Genomic DNA, 20,710 nt, shown 5'->3' on the forward strand with positions numbered 1-20,710 from the left:
CTACCATCGTGCGTTTTGTCGCCATTGAATCCTTCGAAGATCCCGATGGCTTCCTAGGTCAACAAGGAGGTGCAAGTTGGTGCAGGTCATTACAGTGAATGCCCGGCTTCGTAGGGGCGTTCGTTCTTTTCAACAGGCTCTCATCGACCTGGCGGAGTATCGTGGAAACATAGAGTGGGCGTTTCCGAGTGGGGATAGGGCTCCATGCCGTACCTATGCCTTGGATACCGATCTCGGCGAAATGCTCTTCGCTGTTCCTCCTCCCTGGGATGGACGACAAGCGCACTTGTTCAAGTTAGGCTTCGAGGGCGGCACTCTCTCCCCCGATGCTGAGATCAACATTCCGGATGGCCTAAACCGCAAGGTCTCAGGTGTGTTGGTAGCAGATCCTGGCGGTGAAACTTTGATATGCCATCGTGGCACCTTCACAGCATTTCGTGGCCGGGTGCCTCGCGCGGACGCTTTCGAGCATTTCCAAGATTGGTTGATGCAGGTTGATGATAACGGCAGATCGGCAGAGGTAATTGCCGTTTCTTCAGCGAGCTCTCCCAGCATCGCGAATGACATTGCCGAGTTCCTGTTCAAGGTGAAGCAACTAAAGGAGCGGAGGAAGGCTGAGCTTGCAGATGCCGTTGACGATTCAACAGAGGTTATCGACGAAGACGACGAATCGGACGCGAAGTGGCGGGAGCAGGAAGAGTTCGAGGGCAGTAAGTCGTATACCCCAAACCAAGATAAATGCGAGTACCAGTATCTCCACGGCCCGCTTTGCAACGCTCTTCACCGCAAGCTAAATGAGCTTGTTGAAGGTCATGCCGAGCTCAGGGTTGGTAAGCATCGTGTCGACCTGGCGCTAGTAGATAGGGCTTCTGATAAGGCCAAGGCGATTTTTGAGGTCAAGACCAGCAGCTCGATGTCGGCACAGCTCTACACTGCTTTCGGCCAGCTTGCGTATTACCAACATCGCTTCGGTAATGCTGATACCAAGCTCTTCCTAGTGCTGCCAGCGAACACTGCATCCGACTTCGCAGCAGCGGAGTTCTTCACGCAGGCCAACATTCAGGTGCTATTCGGGGAAGGCGGGGCTTTTGAGAGCGCTGATGGCTCAAGGCTGGAAGTTATGCTGAGCAGCATCCTGTAACTGCATATGAGGCCGATCAGTCCCAGAAGGCCAGCTCGGTCTGCATCGAGCATGGCACAGTGGTGTTCTCGGAAGCTAGAGGTCTTCGTTGGGCGGCGGGAATGTAGATACCTCGAGCGTCATTCACCGTACCTCCAAGACGAGGTGCTTCGTCAGCGGTTGCTCAACATGATTCACCGGCTTAATTAGGACTCCAATGAATTGCGAATGGCGCGGGACGATATCCAAGGTGGTGCCATAAAGCTCGCGTGATCGGTCTCGCAGGATTTCTGTGTTCGCTCCTTCGGGCCAACGCGGCCCGGCTAAAACCTTGTTTTCTGGCACAACAGAAAACCGGCACGCGGCAATCCCACGCGGGAGTTGGAGCATCTCAGCCGTGTCGCAGAGGTGTTCAATATTTAGTGGCCAGACCGAAACCGTCATCGATCCTATGCGGAGATCAAGGCATCTTAACCGGAGGTTTTTTGCTTGAGCTAAAGGGCGAATTGGTAGCCGGTCATCGGAAGGATTTGGGCTCTGGTAAGCTGGCTTCTTTTAGACCGTGATCACCAGCATGACAACGCAATGGAAGCCATCTTGGTTAGGACGACTACTCACACGCTCGCAGCCGTGGCAGCTGACCCTCGAGGGCGACCGATTAATACTTCGTATCGGCGATCGGATTTATCCTCTCACGGCTGAAAATTTCGCCAGAGGCGGAATTAAACGTGGTCTGGTCTGGACGAATGTGACGGTGTTCGTCGGGCATAAGCTCAGGCTAGAGGGCCTTTCCAACTCTGAACAGCCAACCCTGAGCCAGGCGTTTATCCACCTGGAACAACTCAAGCATCAACGACTGTTCGAAGCGTACTACGCGAAAGTGACCCAGTGGCTTGAGGAGGTCGCTTGTGCGATAAAAACCGTAGATGCTGAGTGTCGTTGGCTCACTCACGACCTGCAGCAGGTGTTATTGGAATCTAGGGCATCGTTGGGTGTTAATGACGCAACGTTAGGTACGCTTTTCGCCCTTCCTGAGGTTCAGTCACTACTGGGAAGTAAAGCTTTCCGAGTGAAGTCCCATCTAGACGACTGGGCATCAAATTGGTCAGAGCGGTGGGATGCGCGCAATAAGCTGCATTTGGAGCGCGAGCTCGAAGCATGCGCGACCTTGTTACAGAAGGTCGAAAGCAGACCGCTCACCGATGAACAATCTCGCGCCGTCCTTTGTTTCGACAATCGTGTTCAGGTCATTGCCTCGGCAGGATCCGGAAAGACCTCGACCATGGTGGCCAAAGCTATCTACGCGGTTCACCGGAAGCTGGTCGCTCCCGCCGCTATCATCATGTTGGCGTTTAATAAACACGCAGCCACTGAGCTGAAAGCACGTGCTGCTGAGTCGCTTGTTCGCTTGGGAAAGGAAAACATCGTAATCAACGCGATGACCTTCCATTCTCTGGGGCTGAATATTATTGGAGGCGCAACCGGGAAGAAGCCTCACGTACCGGACTGGGCCTGTGAAACGCTTCCTGGACTCGAAAAGCTGGCGGAACTGATAGATGCCTTGAAGGATCAATCAGAAGCCTTCCGCACCAATTGGGATCTCTTTCGCCTTGTCTTCGGCCGCGATTATTCTTCAATGTCGATTGAAGATTTGTTTGAGGCCTTTGATAGCGAAGGGAATGCGCGCCTTGTCAGCCTGAATGGCGATCGTGTGGCCAGCCAAGAAGAACGCCTGATCGCCAACTGGCTGTTCTACAACGGCGTGGAGTATGCCTACGAGAGGCCTTACGAACACGACACTGCTACTGCGGAGCGCAGACAATATTTCCCTGACTTTTACTACCCGAAGATCAATCTATATCACGAGCATTTTGCGTTCGATGCCAACGGTCAGGCACCGGCACATTTCGAAGGCTACCTAGAAGACGCCAACTGGAAGCGAGCGCTTCACAAATCTAAAGGCACCCAGCTGATGGAGACCACGTCTCACCAGCTGAACTCAGGCCAGATATTCAATCATCTGAAGTTCGAGCTGACTTCACGTGGGATTACTCTCGACCCCAACCCTGATCGACCCCTACCTGATTCAGGGTTGGCGCCGATGGAGCACGTGGAACTTATAAAAGTGCTGCGATCGTTCATCACTCACTTCAAGAGCAACAGTCTCAACGAAAAGACGTTGTATGAGCGCCTCAATACCCTCCCGGTGAATGCATTCAAGTACCGCTACCAGATGTTTTTAGAGCTCGCTATTCCAGTCATCAGGGCCTGGAATAAGGCACTGCACATGGAGCGGGGCATCGATTTTGAAGACATGATCAATCTGGCTGCGGAACACCTCGAGCGTGGACACAAATCCCCTTATCAGCTTGTTATGGCCGATGAATACCAAGATGCCTCGCGTGCTCGTGCTCGCCTATGTCGAGCATTGGTCGCAGCGCCGCATCGCTTCCTGTTCGCGGTAGGGGATGACTGGCAGTCAATCAATCGCTTCGCCGGCGCTGACGTCTCTGTCATGACAGGCTTTCGTGAGTGGTATGGGCATGGCCAGGTTCTGCATTTAGAAACAACGTTTCGATGTCCGCAGGCAATTTGCGACGCCTCCAGTCGTTTTGTGTCCAAGAATCCTGCACAGCTGAGGAAGAATGTTGTTTCTGTAACACCCGCAGTTGGCCCGGCACTTCAGGCATTCCAGGTGTCAAGTCAGGGTGACGTGCGTGACGCAATCAGCCAGTACCTTGAGACCTTGTATACCGGTCTCTGCGATGGCTCAGTCCCGCAAAATCGTAACGGGAAGATCACTGTCTTCGTTCTAGGTCGCTACAAGAACGACAGGCAATACGTCCCTGAAGGATGGAGTCATCGGTACGGCGATCGGTTGGAGCTGCGGTTCAAATCGATCCATACATCCAAAGGTGACCAAGCGGATTACGTGATCCTTCCGGGAATGGTGGCTAAAGGTTTCCCTAACCTCAAAGGTGATGACCCAGTGTTTGGCTTGGTCATGCCTGAAGGGGACACCTTTAAGCACGGCGAGGAGCGCCGTCTGTTTTATGTGGCACTGACTCGGGCTCGTCGATCAGTCGCTATGTTCACCGTGTCCGGACGGTGCTCGCCATTTCTGGATGAATTGGTGAAAGATGGCGCAGTGACAATCACCGATATCAAGGGAGAAGCTGTCCAGGAGGATCGATGTCCGGTGTGCAAAGTTGGAGTCATCGTGGAGCGCAACGGAAAATATGGAGACTTCAAGTCCTGTTCAAATTTTCCACGATGCAAATTCAAGCCAAGACAAAATGCGTCTCCTCAACCTAAGCGGAGTGCCTACCGGTCTCGTAAGTTTTGAGGTTGATTGCCGTTCTAGTGATAGCCGTCTCCAATTCGTTCACTCGCTTTCGTGCCTGAGGTGACTGGTCAATTCTCGGCCGCGTGATGCGCCTTGCTGATCGAACATGTTTATCCAAAGTCATAGTGAATTATCAAAACGACACTGGTAATGTCCCGGCCACGTTCGTCAAACCATTAAGGGATGGAGGCGAAAATAGAAGCCCTAGAGGCGCGAACCTCCGAGGCTTCGTTTTTTCTACTCTGCTTGCACGCAGTCAATCAACAGATCACTTCACAGCGTGCTGACGTGACTGGCTTTCGGCGCAAATCGGCATTCGAATCGTCATCCTTGTTATGAGGTGACTGTGGTGGTGACGAGATAAAAACCCTGTCGATTCCACAATGAAACCCTCTGGCGCTTAAGTCGGCACACTGAGGAGCGAGATGCATCAAGTCATATGGATCAAAAAGTTCCTCAGATGCCTTGATGTCTAACTGCTATCATTGTATTCATGGGCAGCGTGTGGCCTTAAGCGGGTTTGTACGTTTCGGTAAGGCGTATGTTCTTTATCCTTAATATAATGCTTGTAAGTCAGGTTGATAGATGAAAGCAGTTCAGTGGACAGTATTTATTGATATGCTGGGGTTTTCTGAGATGAATTCCAAAGTTATATCGGATGTGCAGGCTCAAGATTTAATACAGTTCATGAGTTCTAATCTTTCTTTTATGGGGAACTACGAGAAGGAGGTAAAGACAAGATACGAGGGAGATCAAGGGTTCAATCTCTACGAATGGTATGATGTGAAGACAGCTTTTATCTCTGATTCTTTGGTCTTGACCTTTAAGCCGCGTCAGGTCGAAAGGAAGGAGCCTAGGGAGAAGGTTTTAATGCACTCGGCTAATGCCCTTATTCTCATCTGCTGGCGTTTAATGGAGTTAATGCAGAAATGTCTTGCAGAGAAGCGGATAATATTTAGGGGAGGAATTTCAACTGAGTTTTGTGACATAGACGGAAGCTTCGCGGTAGGGAAGGGATTGTCTTTGGCTCATCACGCGGAATCGAAAAAGGCCGTGTACCCTCGGTTAGCATTGGCTGATGATGTACTAGAGAATCAAGCTCTTGTTGAAAAAATAAAATGGCTTTATAGAAAAATGTATGGCCGTAATGGATTTATTCAGCGTGATGGTAGTGTGTGGAGTGTGAATATTCTACAGCTAATGTTAGCAAGTGCTGACCCTTCTACCCCTAGCGCGAAGTGGCAGATGAGAGATTATCATATTAGGGCTACAATAATTGAAAGTAGAAGAAAGGTTGAGGCGATGCTTCAGCATCAAAAAGAATTAGTTAGAGATTCTATTTCAGAAAATTTTTTACGATACAGGTCTAGTTACCAAAATCAATCCAAGCGGGAGCTTTATCGGAAAATACTTAAGAAGTATTTTTGGCTAAGACGTCACCATAATAAAGAAATACTTGGCAGTTTCAGTAGGTTCAAGATTTAGCTGATTCTAAGTCTGGTTGGTTTTTCGATGTCAGCAGACCAGCTATATTAAGTTATATTCGAAGCCCCGTGTCTTTTGGTCTTTGCGAGAAATAATCCCTTTCGAAAGGGGGGGATGGTTCGCAGGAACTGAACTCTGGAACTACGCTGTGGGCCACAGTGTTGCAGAGGGGGTTTTGTAAATGCCGAATGAGTCTGGCGCAGAACTGACGGGTCGATTGAGATCTAGGCCTTTACGGATAGCCTTTCTCGTCGAGCTAGGCGAGCATGCTGATCTGATGCTGGATGGAATATTCGCTGATTGCTATTCACGATGGGGCGGGCGGTTCAGTCTCATCGCTCCGTGCGCGGATGGCCAAATTGTTGCTGGTTACTGGCAGTGGTTGGAGACGTTTGATCCGGACATTGTCTACTCCTATATCGTTTTGAACGCTGAGGCTGTTCTTGAAGTTCACGAGCGCTTGGTTCCAGCTGACTACATCGTTCACCGGTTGGGCGACCAACCGAGATTAGATGTGCACGGCTTTCGGCCACAGTACCCGCCGGCGCTTTCCTCACTCTCAACCGTGTTTCGTCTTGCCCGGCATAGTCCATTGGCCGCCGGCCCAAAAGTCAAAATCATCGACACTTGGCATACGGAAAAGCCGAGCAGATTTTTGACAGACAATTTTGGTACCTATCACACGAGCGCGGCTACGGGGGTTTATCCAAATGACGCTCGTTCAACAGCTGGTCTACTGACGATTGTATCGGATGATTATTTTCATAACCGTGAATACGGGGTACCACGGGATCTTGATCGAGTCATATCCGAGGACATGGCCTTTTTTGAGTTTGTGAGTCGGCGTGTCACGAGCATGAGTATGTTGTCGTCGTTGTATGCAGCGCGCCTTCAGATCCGTGACGGTCGATGGAGTGATGGATTCAATTTAGTGATTGGTGACTCATTTGAGGACAGGCTCATGTTCTGGAATGCGAGGTTGCTGACTCCCGCATGGCTCGATGGTGACTTATGCTGCTTCCGACTGACACTCGATCAGTTAAAAGATGAGGACACACTGAGCCAGGTCGCCCATATGATCAACTCGCGGAATCATGTGAATGGTGGCGGCGGGGGGCAGTCGCAGCTTCGGGTACGTTCGGTGTCACATAGTATCGAAGAGCTTAATGAAGTCGTTAATTTGCTCCGGGCTGCAAAGGTTTGGAGTGCCCATGGGGCAGCTGAGGTCATCCCAGGCGGGCATGTTATTCCAAGCAATGAATCTCTCGAACATGCTCGTGAGTTGGCTCAATTTACAGACGGATCTCGAGGCGGAGGCTGGTATGAATTTCGGTGGAGACCGCCGGTTGCTCACCCTCCTGAAAGAGAACCAGAGCATTTGAGAGATGCGCCGCCGGGACAATTGTTTACTCTTGGCCTGTGGTCGCTCGATTTCAGCTTTGAGTTTGAGCTTGATAAGCCAAGATTGGCCCAAGACAACATGTGGATGCTCCCGAAACGATGGCGCATGGCGGACGCTTTTGTTGCCAAATTCGCAAGTCGTGGTTCAGCCCAGAACCACATTTCTCTTATGCCGCGTACGAGTAGGCACGGTCTTTTGACTGTATTTGCGGGATTCAACCGAGTGCTCGAGTCTGTGAGTGTGCCCTCTATAGGTAACGCTATGCGGAAAGCGTTGTGCTGGGATTCAGCGATGAGGCGTGTTGGCCCTAAGGATCCGCCTTGGCCTGCACAGAAAATTGCGTGGATGCGAAAGTCAAATGAGAGTCCCCATTTAGCTGGAGTCCTAGGGATGGCCGGAGGGCTGGCTGGCGCCAAAAGTCTTCTTCTGCATCCCTTTCTTCGGGATGTATTCGCCAGCATAGGGGGAACTCCGAATCTCGCGGATGGGGACTTCCTGGCAACTGCAAACTCCCTCGCGAAGCGCGCTCGGGGACGGCCGGTGTTCGATCTCCAACTTGAAAGTGAGCGTACGGCTTTAGCAGGGTTGATAGTGAAAGCTGCGCAATCAGTCAAAGCCCCCAGAATGTATTTGTCACTCGATTATCTGCGCAGTCATTGGAAAGCTCATAGAGAACGCTATTGGGCGGAAAATCCGTTACAACACAAAGGGGATGAAGAGGAAGCAGCAGAATGGGATGCTCGAGAGCAACAGGCCTTAGAGGATCGACTTGGTGAAATGCGAACACGTCGCATGCTTTTTCAAGGATACCCTTGGGTTTGTGGTACCTGTCAGCATCGTAACTGGACAGACTTCCAAGCTCTAACGCCGTCTCTTGAGTGTGATGTCTGTCGCACGGAAACGGATCTGCCTGTCGGGATACCATGGTACTTCAGGCCAAATGAATTCCTCATCGAAAGCCTTCGCTCTCATAGCGTGTTGTCGCTTGTTTGGACTCTTTCAGCCCTCCGTGAACGAGCGCACTCGTCATTCATGTATTTGGGGCCAACCTGTTTTGGCTACGAGAACGACTCCAAGAATTCTGATGCGGAAGCAGATCTTCTGGCTATCGTCGATGGCCAAGCAGTTCTTTGTGAGGTGAAGTCGGCATGGCGCAGTCTTCGGGCCGTGCACATCGAAGATTTTATCCTTCAGGCAAAGCGTCTCAGGCCAAATCTAGCAATCCTCGCCGTTATGGAGATTGGCAGTCGATTCGAAAAGGAGCTGAAAGCGGCAAGTGAGTTACTGAAGTTGGAAGGCATAAAGTTTGAGCTACTGACACCAGATAAATATGATGTCCAAGACGATCCGTATCTTGCTGGATACTGACCGTGAGGCAGCTACGTCACCTGGGAATTTCATTTCTGACTGCAAGTTAAAGAGGCAATGTCGTAACTTCGCGCAGTGAAGGTGGACTGAACAGACCTGCGGCCGCGATACGCTGCTTAGCTATCATTTCCGTGGTGTCGTAAAGGTAATTTCAATGCTTACTCAGCGCGCGAGTTCCTGTATCGACTGAAACTTTTCACCGTTCCGCCTGGCGCCTATGGATATGAGCAATGAAAATTGAATACCAGCCTGCTCCGTCCCTCTCGGATAGTATTTGGGAGACCGTGGGTTTGCCTGCGCGCGGAACAAGGTTGTATGGCCTTGTACACAAGGGCCTTCAATTCGAGTTACTAGATCAGGTGGCGAGCCTGCTCCAGGTGCAACGGACGGATATCTCCAAGGCGATCTGCATATCGCCCACAACGTTGGCACGAAGGATGAAATCTGGTCGCTTGAACACTGCTGAAAGCGATCGCCTGGTCGCATTAATAGCTCTGTAGGAAGAGGCCATTTCCCTATTCGAGAGGGATACGGTCGCTGCCGTAAAATGGATGAGCTCGCCAGTGCAAGGTCTGGGGCTGAAGCGGCCAATAGACATGTTAGGGACGAGGGCGGAAGTGAACGCTGTTTTGGATCTGATTGGTAGGCTCGAAAGGAGAGTACTGGTCTGAGGCGATCCGATATCGTATTCCGGATTTAGGTAATCCCAAAAAATGCGCTTGACGTAAGCTATAGAAATAAAGCAATTCTCAATTGCATAGAAGGCGAATCCAGATCGTAGCGTTTGAGGACGACAGCACGGATCGTAATGCATGCAAAAAAGTCCCTTAATTGGGACTTTTTTTGCCTTAAATTCGAGAATGAATTTGGCGCGGCCCTTGCGCAACGCACCTTAAGGTTGCTGAGCACGATGCCATTGCTGTCTTGCCATCGCTCCTTCGAGCCATAGGCTCGGCTGCTTGGACACTGAATGAACCGTAATGGTCATCGCACGAATCGCTTGAGTGACTGTCGATTCGCTATCACTTTCTCTCGAATCTCGTTGGGATCAATCGACATGCCGCCGTCTGGCGTAACGCGAAGAGATTTCAGATTGTTGAGAGAGACTATGAACGCGCGATCTCCCGCTTGCTCTGAGCTTGGTCTTTTGTCCTTGAAGAAAAGAGCCATGCATCGCTCGAACATTTTCATACCGCGCTCCGTTGTCCATGAACCATGGAACGCATCTTCAGCGATGGGCCGTAAAATGTCCTGGCTTTTTTCGGCCAGTCACTCGTGTGGCCTCAGCAGTCGAGCCCTTGTGCGCCTCGTGAGTGAGTCATTGGCGGTGGATGAAGAGCTCGCCATCGTCGACCAGGGCGGAGCACATGTGACGTCTTACTCACTCTCTTGCCGTGTGATACATGCGGCTCCAGCAGCCATGCTATTGATGGTCTGTAACGTAACTTTGTGCTTTGTAACGCTGCTTACGTTACAGCGCACAAATATACGTTACAGGCCCAGAAGGCGAGGGCACAGGCAAGCGGAGCGCGTGGGCGTGGTGATGGAAGCCCGAAGGGCCAAGACCGCCGCCTCGCGCCGGGCTTGGTTCACGACAGCCATCCCCCGAAGGGACACGCCACAACACAAAGCATCAGGAGCTTATCGAGCCGCGCGTTGATCATGCGTCCGAGGCGTCACACCTGAAGCGCAAAGATCATAAGTCCTACGCAGCGCCCTCTCGTCGTCGGAGCTGACACTTGAATGCGCGAAGATCGTTGACAGGAACCGCTTGCGCTCGACATTACCGAGCTCCGACCATACTCGTGGCTGACTTTGTATGTCCGGGACTGCAAGGCGATCCAGAAAATACTCTTCCAAGCTGTGCAGTCGTTGATGCCCATCGAGGAGGATTTCACTGTTCTCCGCCGCAGCTCCCCCCCGCGTAATCGCACCACTCATTGGTGAGATAGCTCCCCAGATCTGTGCCTGACCAGGCAGCAGCAATGAAGCGAGCCTTTTGCCCAACATTCCATACAAGCTCACGTTGCCAAGACGTAACGGGAATACCCATTACGAAGCGTGCTGCCCACGGGTACTTATCGTGAACAGATGAGGGGTCAGGGGCGCCGAGACATCCGCAGTACCGCTCAAATGTTCGCGTCGTAAGCCTTGATCGCTGCCGCCACTGACGGGTGGCTGCCCACGCAGGCTGCTTTTTCCGCAAAGAGCTCTGCCAACCGTCTCAACCAACCTACCTTCAATCTCACTACGTCATGCTCCACCTATCCGAGGGCGATTACCTTTTCCCATCCCCCAAGAGATCCGCAGCGCCCAATGTCGAGGCCCGCGTTGGCCGTGCTGTTATCCTCCTGGTCTCACGAAGAGAGCATCGAAGCGGGGCTTGTCACTCCGCATGGAGTTCGCACCACGAATAGATATGGATTTGAGAAGTGAATTTCGAATACCAACCTGGCCCATCAGTCTCTGGGAGTATTTGGGAAGCCCTAGGATTGCCTTCACGCGGAACAAGACTCCATGACCTCATTCACGAGGGTCTATCTTTTGAGCTACTTGATCAGGTATCGAGCCTACTGCAGATGCGGCGAGCGGATATCTCCAAGGCGATCTGCATGTCTCTCACAATGTTGGCGCGTAGGGCGAAAACAGGTCACTTGAACACAGCTAAAAGCGATCGTCTGGTCGCATTGATAGCTGTGTTTGAGCAAGCCCGTTTCCTATTTGAGAGCGTGCCGCCGCTGCGAAGAAATGGATGAATTCTTCAGTTCGTGGTCTTGGCTTGAGGCGTCCGCTCGACATGTTGGGGACTAGGGTGGAAACGAACGCGGTGTTCGATCTCATGTGACTATTAGAGATGAGAGTGCTTGTGTGAGAGTGTCCGTGCTCGTTTTTTGCGGCTAATCCTGAAATATGCGCTTAACGTAAATCATGTATGGATATACAGTTTTCTCAATGGCATAGACGGTGCCAATCCTGGTCGTAGCCTCTGGGGGACGCCAGCACGGATCGTGATGCAAATCGAAAAATGGGGCTTTTTTTTGCCTGAAAATCGAGTATGAATTTGGTGGCCCCTGCGCAATGCACCATAAGGTCGCTGAGCACGATGTAAGCTGTCCCGCCATCGCTCCTTCGAGCCAACGGCTCGGCCCAGCACACCAAATGAATCAAACGGTCATCGCACGAATCGTTTGAGTGACTGCCGATTCGCTATTACTTTTTCTCGAATCTCGTCGGGATCAATCGACATGCCACCCTCAGGTGTCACGCGCAGAGATTTCAGATTGTTGAGAGCAGCTATGAACGCGCGATCTCTCGCTTGCTCTGAGCTTGGTCTTTTGTCTTTCAAGAAAAGAGCCATGCATCGTTCGAACATTTTCATACCGCGCTCCGTTGCACATGAACCATGGAACGAATCTTCATCGAAGGGGTGGAAAATGTCCTGGCTTTTTTCGACCAGTCTCTAGTGTGACCTTGGCAGTTGAGCACGTGCGCTCCTCGTGTATGAGTAACGGAGGTGCCAGCGCTGATAAGCTGAATACCACACACGCAGGGTGAACTATGTCGGCTGCATTACTACACGAGAGCTCCTCAAATGAAGCCATCTGATGCCATTAAAGGTAAGGCAGATGAGATCAGAAAGATCATAGAGTCATACGGATTTGTGGCGCCCGGGATTTTTGGATCGACAGCGCGTGGAGAGGATCTCGAGGGAAGTGATCTCGACCTGCTAGCGACCATCCCAGAGGGCATGGCCGGTCTGATTTCGCTGTTTGACATCGCCGATATGCAAGATGAGTTCGAGCAGATGCTCGGAGTGGTTGTAGATTTCAATGTCGAAAACAACATGCCAGAAAGCTACAGGGCATCGATTGAGCCTGAGGTGATCAAGCTGTAGTGGGGCGTCATTGGCGTTCGATAAGAGCGAACCCTCGTCAACTCGAGACAGTCGTAGAGTTGAAAGCGTTGCGGTTGGTCGTTCTGCATTGAGCACCCGGCTGGCTCAACCGGACGCATTAAATGAGTGAGCGAGTAGCAGCCAAGTATTGGATAACTTGCTCGAGTCCTGTTCGGCATGTGATGAGATCACGCGGTCGACTACTCAGACCACGATTCCTGCTACTTAGCCAGATCTTTGCATTTTGCTCGGTTCCTACGAGCGCGAGCAATGACTGATACAACTCAACCAAAAGCAAGGCCCGGCTCCATGCTTCAGTGTTGGGTTGCGGTTCCTGTCCATGGCGTAGAAGCATTACCGGGGAAACATGCTCACCCAGGACGGCTGATAGCTCATCGTCATCAAGCCCCAGCCCTTCGCCAGCGCGGATAAATGCTTTGCCAGGCACACCGTTTTTAGCGCTCGATGTGACTGATTTCATGCTCCACCATATGGCCTGTGATCTGGTTTGTGATGACCGAATTTATTAACCCAACTCCATCGACCAGTATGGCCGCTTCTGACCCAAAATCGCACCATCGACAATAAGCATCTTGGCACCAGCAGCTAGGCGATCAATGGCCTGTAACGTAGTTTTGTGCGCTGCAACACTGCTTACGTTACAGCGCAAAAAGTTTCGTTACAGAGCGCGTCGGAAAGCAAGCGGAGCGCGCAGGCCGACGGCCGTAGGCGTGCGGATGGACGCCCGGAGGGCCAAGACCAGCGCCTTGCGCAAGGGCTTGGTTCACGACAGCCCACCCCTGAAAGGGGGACGCACAAACCACAACGATTAAAGCCCTTTTGATAAGCCACCAAAAATATTTCACTCTTTCGCTAAAGGTTTTCTTCAAAGCATCCGTTGTTATCTTTAACAGCAACGAAATGGTGATTTGTGAGCAAAACTGAAATGCAACCGGCAGTGTTTTTTGCGGAGCGCGAATTTACGTGCTGGCGAGAACGTGAGTGTAAAGACGTGTACCCGTGTCAGGTGTCCAGGCAGGGTAGTGATGGTGTGAGGCTGAAGCTAGATGATGTATCCATTAGGTTTTCAAAGGGCGTAGCGCAGGAAATTGCGCATTGCCTTAAAGATGCTTTTTTGGTGAATCTTGGTAACCAGGTGAACGTGTTATTTACGTCAAAGAAGCGTAAAAGTAAGTTGGAGAGAAAATTCCACAAAGACGTATCGGGTTGCTGGAGTTATAGGGCTGACGGACGATTCAAATATCAGCAGACGGAGAATGAAGTTTATTTCAGCAAGCTAGCCAAGATTCCGGGCGATACGATGGAGGAATTAGGAGTTTACACAGTTGAAGATGGGGGAATAGAACTCGTTTTTGACTTCATGTGCTATTCGTTCAGTATACAGGATGCTTTTTGGCTTGCTGAGAGTTTAATGGACGCCAACAGGTATGAGTGACCGGGTACCTTGGAAGCCATTTTCATCAGGGCAGATCGATAGCGGTATTGATCCTAACGGATCACTCCTGTGCCAGTGAAGGCTCGATACGCAGGTCTCGCAGCGTGTTCGATCAATGTCTGATGGTGGATCAGATACGACGAAGCAGTTCTTCTAACTGTCGATGCTCGTCAGGTAAAAGAAGCTCGACAGGATCTATGGCATCCCGTGAGCTAAAGTCGTACTTTCGGCCGTCAGGGCTGTAGCAGCTATCGCAATAGTCAAGCTCACCGCAATCTTCGAAAAACGTGATCACCCACCTATCTACTTCGACGGTCATCAATCCACAGTAAATCTCGTTCCATGTGATCTCTGTGATTCGGCGCATTGAGCGTGAACCGACAGTAACATCACGGAGTACCTGGTGAACCTCTTGAGCGGTGAGCAATCTTGTATCCATGGTGGGATAGCCTGAAAACTGTGACGATTGAAAACTCAAGTGTCTAGCCTAGACGGACTGTGCCAAACCGATATTGAAAGGCGACTTTAAAGGATTTCCACTTTGGGCGCTGATGGCTTCAATGCAAGGCCGCCAAAAGAGGAGCCCGCATCAACGTACCTCAGCGCTGACTTGATGTCCTTCCAGCCGACGTAGCCCATCAGCGACTTGATATCCCAACCATTAGCGGAAGCCCAAGTGGCAAACCCGCGCCGCATTGAGTGACTACTGTAGATGTCCGATGGCACACCCGCCTGCGCAAAGATACGACGCAGCATTGGGATCAGGCTGTTGGAGTTGATGCCCCCATCAGCAAGGTTGCCCCAGCGATCGATCTTTCTGAACACAGGCCCATGGGCAATGCCAGCCACGGTGATCCAGTTGATGTAAGCCTGGACTGGACACAGTTTCTTAAGGGCAGGAGTGTGGAAGGTCGTCCCCTGATGCTGTCGATCGCCTTTGGTGTAAGGCAAATAGAAGGTGATGCCGGCACCGGCTTCTGCTTGAGTATGCTCGACTTGTAGTCGTGCCAGTTCGTCCCCGCGAAACCCTCGCCAAAAACCAATCAACACCAAGGCTATGTCGCGTCGACATTTCATCACGCTTCGGTAGTCACTCCGCTCAGCCGCAAGACTCGCTTCGCGCTCAAGCCAGCTCACTGCCAGCTCTAGGTGGGTCAGGAGGAGAGGGGCCGCCTGTTTCTCCTGGGCCGGATGCAATGTCCGGATGCCCTTGAGCACCTGCCTCACGTTCGGCGTTTTTGTTGGATCAGGAAATCCCTGAGTGATGTGCCACTGAGCCAGTGCGGCCAGGCGCTGCTTTAGTGTGCTGATGGTGTGCTTGTCCGCGAACTCGGCCAGGTAGCGAACGATGCCATCGCCAGTCGCCGGCAGAAATCCTCCCCAGGTCACTTCGAAGTGTTCCACCGCGGCGCGGTAACTACGCCGGGTGTTTTCCCGCGTACCGGCCTGCAGGTACCGATCAGCCTTATTCATCTCGACCCTTCTACGCGAAACGTAAATTTTCCAGCGATGGAAATACGAAAATCTGCTTTATGATGCGATAAGCCCCCATTATTTGATCATATAAAAATGATTTTCGTGACTGTTTTTTCATCTAGATGTAACATGTAATTACACATTACGTTTACACTACGAAATCGTAGGAGAGGTCATGGCACGCGGCGGTATTAACAGAGCAATCGTCCAGATAGCACGAGATGCGCTGATTGCTAAGGGTGTAAATCCCAGTATCAACGCTGTGCGGGTCGAGCTTGGAAATACTGGTTCGATGACGACCATTGCCCGCTATCTAGGCGAACTCGAAAAAGTAGAGCCCCGGCCGAACGAGCGCCGCGAACGCTTGAGTGATGAGCTCAGCGGGCTGGTTGGCCAATTGTTAGATCGCTTGCTTGAGGAGGGCGCCGAGGAAGTAGCGAAAGCGCGAACTGAGCTCGATAAGCACCGAGTGTCAGTCAATGAACAGCTTGCGCAGGCACAAGCTGCCTTGGCGGATTTGCAGCGCCAGAACGATAGCCTTCAAGCAGCGCTCGACGTCCAGGCTGGCGAATTGAGTACGTGCCAAAGCAGCTTGCAATCCGAGCTCACGCGCAACGCTCGCCTAAGTCAAAGTTGTGCCGACCTGGAAGTGCGGGCGCACGAGAAAGATGAGCAGATTCGCTCGCTGGAAGAAAAGCACCTGCATGCTCGTGATGCACTTGAGCACTACCGCACGGCCGTGAAAGATCAGCGAGAGCAAGAACAGCGCCGCCATGAAGGCCAGCTCCAACAAATCCAGGTTGAGCACCGTCAGTTGCAACAGACACTTTCGATGAAACAAGACGAGCTTAGCCGCTTGAATCGAGACAACGAGCGCCTCCTTACCGACTCCCGCCAGCAGACCAAGCTTGTGACCACCCAAGGCGAGACCATCACGCGACTCACTGGTGAGCTCAATGCATTGGCCATCGCATCTGCTAGAGAGGAGGGGGCCAAAGAACAGCTTATCGAACAGCTTGCTCATTCCCGTGAAGAATCAGCCTCCCTGCGCGATTCCGTCACTCAGGTCGATACACGAGCCAAGAATGCACAGGCGCTGCTGGAAACGACTCAGCATGAGGTCGACCAGCTGCGGCAAAAGCTGAAGCAACTTCAACATGAAAAGAGTCCATCACGGAGTGAGCAAGCAGATGATCAGCGCCAAGAGTGATATGCATCGAGATGAACCACGTGCATCCGGATTCCGGGACACCCTTCAAAGGCTCAGGGAGCATGCGATTGCTGGACATCTGCAATTGCGAGCGGACAGGCCCTCGGGCGATAACTATTCGAAGGGTAGGGCTGTGGCGAGCTTGCGCGCGAGATGAACCAAAAAATAGTCTTGCGTGGTGAGAAAATTGTTCGCGAGGACGGCGGCTAGTTCATGTCGCCAGCATATTTGCGTCGTTGATCGCGTTGCGACGAGCACACCTCCAAATTTTAAGGTTAAGAAAGGATTCTCATGTATTTACGTACCTTAGACATTCATGGCTTCAAGTGCTTTGGCGAGCCTTTCACGATCGAATTCCACGACGGTCTCAATGTTCTCGTGGGCGAGAATGGAGCGGGCAAGACAGGCGTCATTGCTGCCGTCCGCCAGCTCTTCAATGACTCGGAATCCGGCAAACGTTTGATCAACGAACGAGATTTTCATCGTGGATTTCACCTGGCAGCTGTAGCGGCACCACGGATCGATATCCAAGCTACCTTTTCTGACCTGGATGAGAATGACACCATCGCTTTCAGGGATTGGTGTGGCAATCAAGAGGAAGCGAAACTCACGTTCACCGCGCTCAATCTCGAATCGCGGGGCCGATTCAAAAGCCAACTTTACGGCGGTTATGCACGGGCTACAGCGCTGGAAACTGAGACCCTTGATCTCATTCATTGCATTTACTTACCGCCTCTGCGTGATGCAGAAACAAAACTCCGAGATGGGCGCCAGTCCAGGCTAGCCCGACTTTTGAAGGCGCTCTGCCGCAAGGAGCTTGAAACAGCTCGTAAGGGTGGGAAACTTCATCCCTTGGAGGAACGAGTTGGCGCGTTCAACCAGGAGCTCTCCGAGAGCGACGAGTACGCCATCAAGCAAGCCAATGAACGAATTGGCAAAAGCCTGAAGGCAGCATTAGGAATGCACCTGTCCCAGAACACACTCATTCAGTTCTCGGAGGTGAGCTTCTCTCGTATCGTTGAAGGCCTGCGATTGCTCTACTTCCCGAACCTGGCCGCGGCCGAGGCTACCCAGTTTCGGTCTTTGGAAGAAAATAGCCTTGGCTACAACAACCTGCTCTACATTGCCTCCATTCTGGCTGAACTTACGTTGGAAGTGGAGGAGGAGCGGGGGGAGGAAACCTACCTGCGCCTTCTGCTGATTGAAGAGCCCGAGGCTCATCTACATCCCCAGCTTCAGATACGTCTCTTGAAGCACCTCAGCGCCGTGGCCAAAGAGAAAGGGATCCAGGTGATCATCACCACCCACTCGACGGTCATCTCATCAGCAGTATCGGTGGATCAGATCATCCACCTCTCTAACACGGATACTCCAATTGCGATTCCTCTGAGGACATGCGGCCTTCCAGAGCCCAGTCGGAAATTCATCGACCGGTGGCTCGATGTCACTAAATCCAATCTGCTTTTCTCCAAGGGTTCTATCCTGGTTGAGGGCATAGCTGAGGCGATGGTTATCCCGGAGCTGGCGCGCAGGGTGCTCGCTCAGTACGGCGACGGCAAGAACACACTTGAGGATTACGGCGTATCAGTAATCAACCTGGGTGGCATCTACTTCAAGCACTTCATGCAGCTGTTCTGCGACGTGACCGAGGAGAGCACAGGTGAAAACGTTCCGGTGCGCTGCGCCGGCTTGACCGACAAAGATCCACCCAAAACGATCAAAGTCGACGTTGAGGGTGGAGAGCGAGTGTCAGTTGATTACACGCCGCATGACGACGACTTAAGGGATGGCGAGAACCATGCTCTTGCCTACATCGCCAAAATTAGCCAGTCGCAGTTCGGACGTCTCTACGCAGGTAATTACAAAACCTTCGAGTACGATATCGCGATGGAAGGAGCGAACCTGCGGATGATGCTCTCCGTAGCCGCCGAGCTCTGGCCCGCTCAGGACGGAACCGTGGCTCCCGAGCTACGAGAAAGAGCGAAGCTGGCTTTTGACGAAATGAAAAGTCCCGAACGAGCAGGCCACGCGGCTGAGCTTCTATACCGCATCGACTCCACCAGTATTGGAAAAGGTATGTATGCGCAGGCATTTGCCGAGGAGCTGGAGAAGCAGGAAAGTGAGTTAGTCGTCCCGGCCTACATCCGTGAAGCTATCCTCTGGGCTTGCGGACTTGAGGAAGTCCCTGCCCAATGATTAAGCTGACTGACCAGCAGAAAGCCTATATTGGCGCACCTCTCGACCAGCATGTGTATCTCAACGCCTGCCCAGGCAGTGGCAAAACAGAGGTCGTCGCGGCCATGATGGCCAAGGTCGTTGAGGAGTGGACTGGCTTCCCTGCTGGGATAGCGGTTTTGACCTTCTCCAACAGCGCTACGGACGAGCTTAAGGATAGACTGGTACGGCACCTGGGAGAGCCGCTGGGCTTTCCTCATGTGGTGTCAACCTTCGACAGCTTTGTCCACTCGCGAATGGTCGCAAGCATCGCAAGCGAGGTTACTCAGTATCCAGGGAAGGAGGGGGATAGTCGGATCAGGATCGTGGAGAACAAGGCAGACATCTTCCACGCTCGCACCAAGATCTGTGGCCGTTCGATCTCCGCCTGTAAGTATAACTACGACTTGGAGACCAAAGGATTCACGTTCTCGACCGGCGAGCGGACTAGAGATACACAGCTCAACGCCGCTGCAATCACTAAGGTTGCTCGCGAAGACCTGATCGATACGAAGAAGCGTTTCTGGGCGGCAGGGTTCGCGACTTACAAAGATGTAGACATGATTGCCTTGGCGGCACTTCAGAGGCCCGCTCTTGCCAGCTATTTCCAGCGCCTGGCGAAGCGATTTCCGCTGGTCATTGTCGACGAGTGCCAAGACCTGTCAGCAGAGCAACTGGCGATGGTACGGAAGCTCCATGGGCTTGGCATTAAATTCCATTTCGTAGGCGATCTGAACCAATCGATCTACGGATTCAGAAAATCTAATCCGGACAATGTGAAGGCGCTCCTTGCCGAGCTCGGCTTCGCGCAGCTGCCACTTACAGCGAATTGGAGAAGCGGGCAATCCATCGTGGATCTCTGCAGTGACTTGCTGCAGATCGATCGCATCTCGGGTAACCCCGAAATCGCTCCAGTTAAGCCCCTTCTGCTCCAATATGCGAAATGTCCTTCAGAGCTTCTTCCGAGAATAATCGAGCTCACCAGTGGTTACAAAGAGGTTGTCGTTGTCGCTCGCGGGCACAGCACGCTGCAACGCTTCCGCAAGGGCGACAATTTCAAGGGCGTTGAAGTGCTGGCGCTGGCATGCGTCGCTGCCGGAAGCGGGAGCAAAGGGGAGTTGAACGTTGCGGTAGCGCTATTTGCCGAATGGTTCGCAGATAAGCTCTCCCTGCAAGTAACGAGATCAGGCCCCCATTGCCCGGTAGCGATCGAATCCAAGCTTGTCTGGCGGAAATTCATTCACAAATGCTTGAATCACTTGGTGGCCGCTGGCGCTGGTAACCTGGAACTGACTTGGAAACAGTGGGCAGTCGTCGCTAAACAAGCCATGCGATCACTCCCAGATCAGTCCTTCGTGTTAGCCGAAATCACAACACAGCTTTTGCCATTGAGAGATCTAGTCCTCAGGGCCCCCAAAAAACAAGGAGACACCTCACTCAGTTTACGTCTGAGCGAAGGTGTCGCTCAGCAAGCCTCTATAGACAGTTTGCGCTACGAGACCATCCACCAAGTTAAGGGCGAAACTCATGATGCAACAGTGGTCGTGTCGTCACTTCAAAAAGGGGTTCACCTTTCCCATTGGAAGGAGTGGCTCGCCGACCCGACATCCGAAGGAGCGAGGTTTGCTTACGTGGCGAGCTCACGTCCACGGCATATGCTCATCTGGGCGGTGAAGAAGTTGAAAGCGACGGAGAAAGAAACACTGGCTGGTTTGGGGTTCGAGTTCGTCTGAGAACC

The 20,710-nt window shown here is 52.2% G+C and carries 18 protein-coding genes; 13 read left to right on the forward strand and 5 right to left on the reverse strand.

From position 1 onward, the window contains the following. Positions 1 to 79 precede the first annotated feature (79 nt). The 6 genes from AABM52_RS15340 (at position 80) to AABM52_RS15365 (ending at position 9,392) form a co-directional block, all read left to right on the forward strand. Positions 80 to 1,141, forward strand: coding sequence for a hypothetical protein (locus tag AABM52_RS15340; RefSeq protein ID WP_347912633.1), 1,062 nt, complete (start codon positions 80 to 82; stop codon positions 1,139 to 1,141). 553 nt (positions 1,142 to 1,694) lie between these two features. Then, positions 1,695 to 4,466: a UvrD-helicase domain-containing protein gene (locus AABM52_RS15345; protein WP_347906589.1), complete on the forward strand. Its 2,772-nt coding sequence runs from the start codon at positions 1,695 to 1,697 to the stop codon at positions 4,464 to 4,466. Between the two features lie 585 nt (positions 4,467 to 5,051). Further along, complete coding sequence (locus AABM52_RS15350; protein ID WP_347906590.1) at positions 5,052 to 5,951, forward strand: hypothetical protein; 900 nt, start codon at positions 5,052 to 5,054, stop codon at positions 5,949 to 5,951. A 181-nt stretch (positions 5,952 to 6,132) separates the two neighbouring features. Then, positions 6,133 to 8,721, forward strand: coding sequence for a hypothetical protein (locus AABM52_RS15355; RefSeq protein ID WP_347906591.1), 2,589 nt, complete (start codon positions 6,133 to 6,135; stop codon positions 8,719 to 8,721). 230 nt (positions 8,722 to 8,951) lie between these two features. After that, positions 8,952 to 9,221, forward strand: coding sequence for an antitoxin Xre-like helix-turn-helix domain-containing protein (locus AABM52_RS15360; RefSeq protein WP_347906592.1), 270 nt, complete (start codon positions 8,952 to 8,954; stop codon positions 9,219 to 9,221). A 9-nt stretch (positions 9,222 to 9,230) separates the two neighbouring features. After that, positions 9,231 to 9,392 (forward strand): antitoxin Xre/MbcA/ParS toxin-binding domain-containing protein, encoded by a 162-nt coding sequence (locus AABM52_RS15365; protein WP_347912634.1) that lies wholly within the window; start codon positions 9,231 to 9,233, stop codon positions 9,390 to 9,392. 313 nt (positions 9,393 to 9,705) lie between these two features. Here AABM52_RS15365 and AABM52_RS15370 read toward each other — a convergent pair whose 3' ends face one another. Beyond that, entirely contained in the window at positions 9,706 to 9,912 is a 207-nt protein-coding gene (locus AABM52_RS15370) for a hypothetical protein (RefSeq protein ID WP_347906593.1), read from the reverse strand. Positions 9,913 to 11,153: 1,241 nt separating this feature from the next. Here AABM52_RS15370 and AABM52_RS15375 point away from each other — a divergent pair. After that, positions 11,154 to 11,477 carry an antitoxin Xre-like helix-turn-helix domain-containing protein gene (locus tag AABM52_RS15375; RefSeq protein WP_347906594.1) on the forward strand — a complete coding sequence of 108 codons (324 nt, stop codon included), beginning with the start codon at positions 11,154 to 11,156 and terminating at the stop codon, positions 11,475 to 11,477. Then, positions 11,474 to 11,566, forward strand: coding sequence for a hypothetical protein (locus AABM52_RS15380; RefSeq protein WP_224791233.1), 93 nt, complete (start codon positions 11,474 to 11,476; stop codon positions 11,564 to 11,566). Before AABM52_RS15375 ends, AABM52_RS15380 begins: the two co-directional genes overlap by 4 nt. Before the next feature lie 327 nt (positions 11,567 to 11,893). On the opposite strand, the gene AABM52_RS15385 is transcribed toward AABM52_RS15380, so the two are convergent. Continuing rightward, the gene (locus tag AABM52_RS15385) at positions 11,894 to 12,100 is read right to left on the reverse strand and encodes a hypothetical protein (RefSeq protein ID WP_347906595.1); all 207 of its coding nucleotides are present in this window, start codon (positions 12,098 to 12,100) and stop codon (positions 11,894 to 11,896) included. Between the two features lie 213 nt (positions 12,101 to 12,313). On the opposite strand from AABM52_RS15385, the gene AABM52_RS15390 reads away from it, so the two are divergent. Next, a complete protein-coding gene (locus AABM52_RS15390; RefSeq protein ID WP_347906596.1) occupies positions 12,314 to 12,616 on the forward strand; it encodes a nucleotidyltransferase domain-containing protein in 303 nt (100 codons plus the stop codon). 118 nt (positions 12,617 to 12,734) lie between these two features. On the opposite strand, the gene AABM52_RS30555 is transcribed toward AABM52_RS15390, so the two are convergent. Then, on the reverse strand, positions 12,735 to 13,097 hold the full coding sequence (locus AABM52_RS30555; protein WP_367576086.1) for an antitoxin Xre/MbcA/ParS toxin-binding domain-containing protein: 363 nt from the start codon (positions 13,095 to 13,097) through the stop codon (positions 12,735 to 12,737). A 450-nt stretch (positions 13,098 to 13,547) separates the two neighbouring features. Here AABM52_RS30555 and AABM52_RS15395 point away from each other — a divergent pair, with 450 nt between their 5' ends. Further along, the gene (locus AABM52_RS15395) at positions 13,548 to 14,072 is read left to right on the forward strand and encodes a hypothetical protein (protein ID WP_347906597.1); all 525 of its coding nucleotides are present in this window, start codon (positions 13,548 to 13,550) and stop codon (positions 14,070 to 14,072) included. A 130-nt stretch (positions 14,073 to 14,202) separates the two neighbouring features. Here AABM52_RS15395 and AABM52_RS15400 read toward each other — a convergent pair whose 3' ends face one another. Together AABM52_RS15400 and AABM52_RS15405 are read right to left on the reverse strand one after the other, a co-directional pair. Then, the gene (locus AABM52_RS15400) at positions 14,203 to 14,511 is read right to left on the reverse strand and encodes a hypothetical protein (protein ID WP_256364988.1); all 309 of its coding nucleotides are present in this window, start codon (positions 14,509 to 14,511) and stop codon (positions 14,203 to 14,205) included. Between the two features lie 86 nt (positions 14,512 to 14,597). Continuing rightward, complete coding sequence (locus tag AABM52_RS15405) at positions 14,598 to 15,545, reverse strand: site-specific integrase (protein ID WP_347906598.1); 948 nt, start codon at positions 15,543 to 15,545, stop codon at positions 14,598 to 14,600. Between the two features lie 178 nt (positions 15,546 to 15,723). On the opposite strand from AABM52_RS15405, the gene AABM52_RS15410 reads away from it, so the two are divergent. The 3 genes from AABM52_RS15410 (at position 15,724) to AABM52_RS15420 (ending at position 20,705) form a co-directional block, all read left to right on the forward strand. After that, positions 15,724 to 16,758 carry a DNA-binding protein gene (locus AABM52_RS15410; RefSeq protein WP_347906599.1) on the forward strand — a complete coding sequence of 345 codons (1,035 nt, stop codon included), beginning with the start codon at positions 15,724 to 15,726 and terminating at the stop codon, positions 16,756 to 16,758. A 291-nt stretch (positions 16,759 to 17,049) separates the two neighbouring features. Then, positions 17,050 to 18,954, forward strand: coding sequence for an AAA family ATPase (locus tag AABM52_RS15415; protein ID WP_347906600.1), 1,905 nt, complete (start codon positions 17,050 to 17,052; stop codon positions 18,952 to 18,954). Next, complete coding sequence (locus tag AABM52_RS15420) at positions 18,951 to 20,705, forward strand: UvrD-helicase domain-containing protein (RefSeq protein ID WP_347906601.1); 1,755 nt, start codon at positions 18,951 to 18,953, stop codon at positions 20,703 to 20,705. Before AABM52_RS15415 ends, AABM52_RS15420 begins: the two co-directional genes overlap by 4 nt. Positions 20,706 to 20,710 lie beyond the last annotated feature (5 nt).

The sequence above is a fragment of the Pseudomonas grandcourensis genome, assembly GCF_039909015.1.
GTDB classification, from domain to species: domain Bacteria; phylum Pseudomonadota; class Gammaproteobacteria; order Pseudomonadales; family Pseudomonadaceae; genus Aquipseudomonas; species Aquipseudomonas grandcourensis.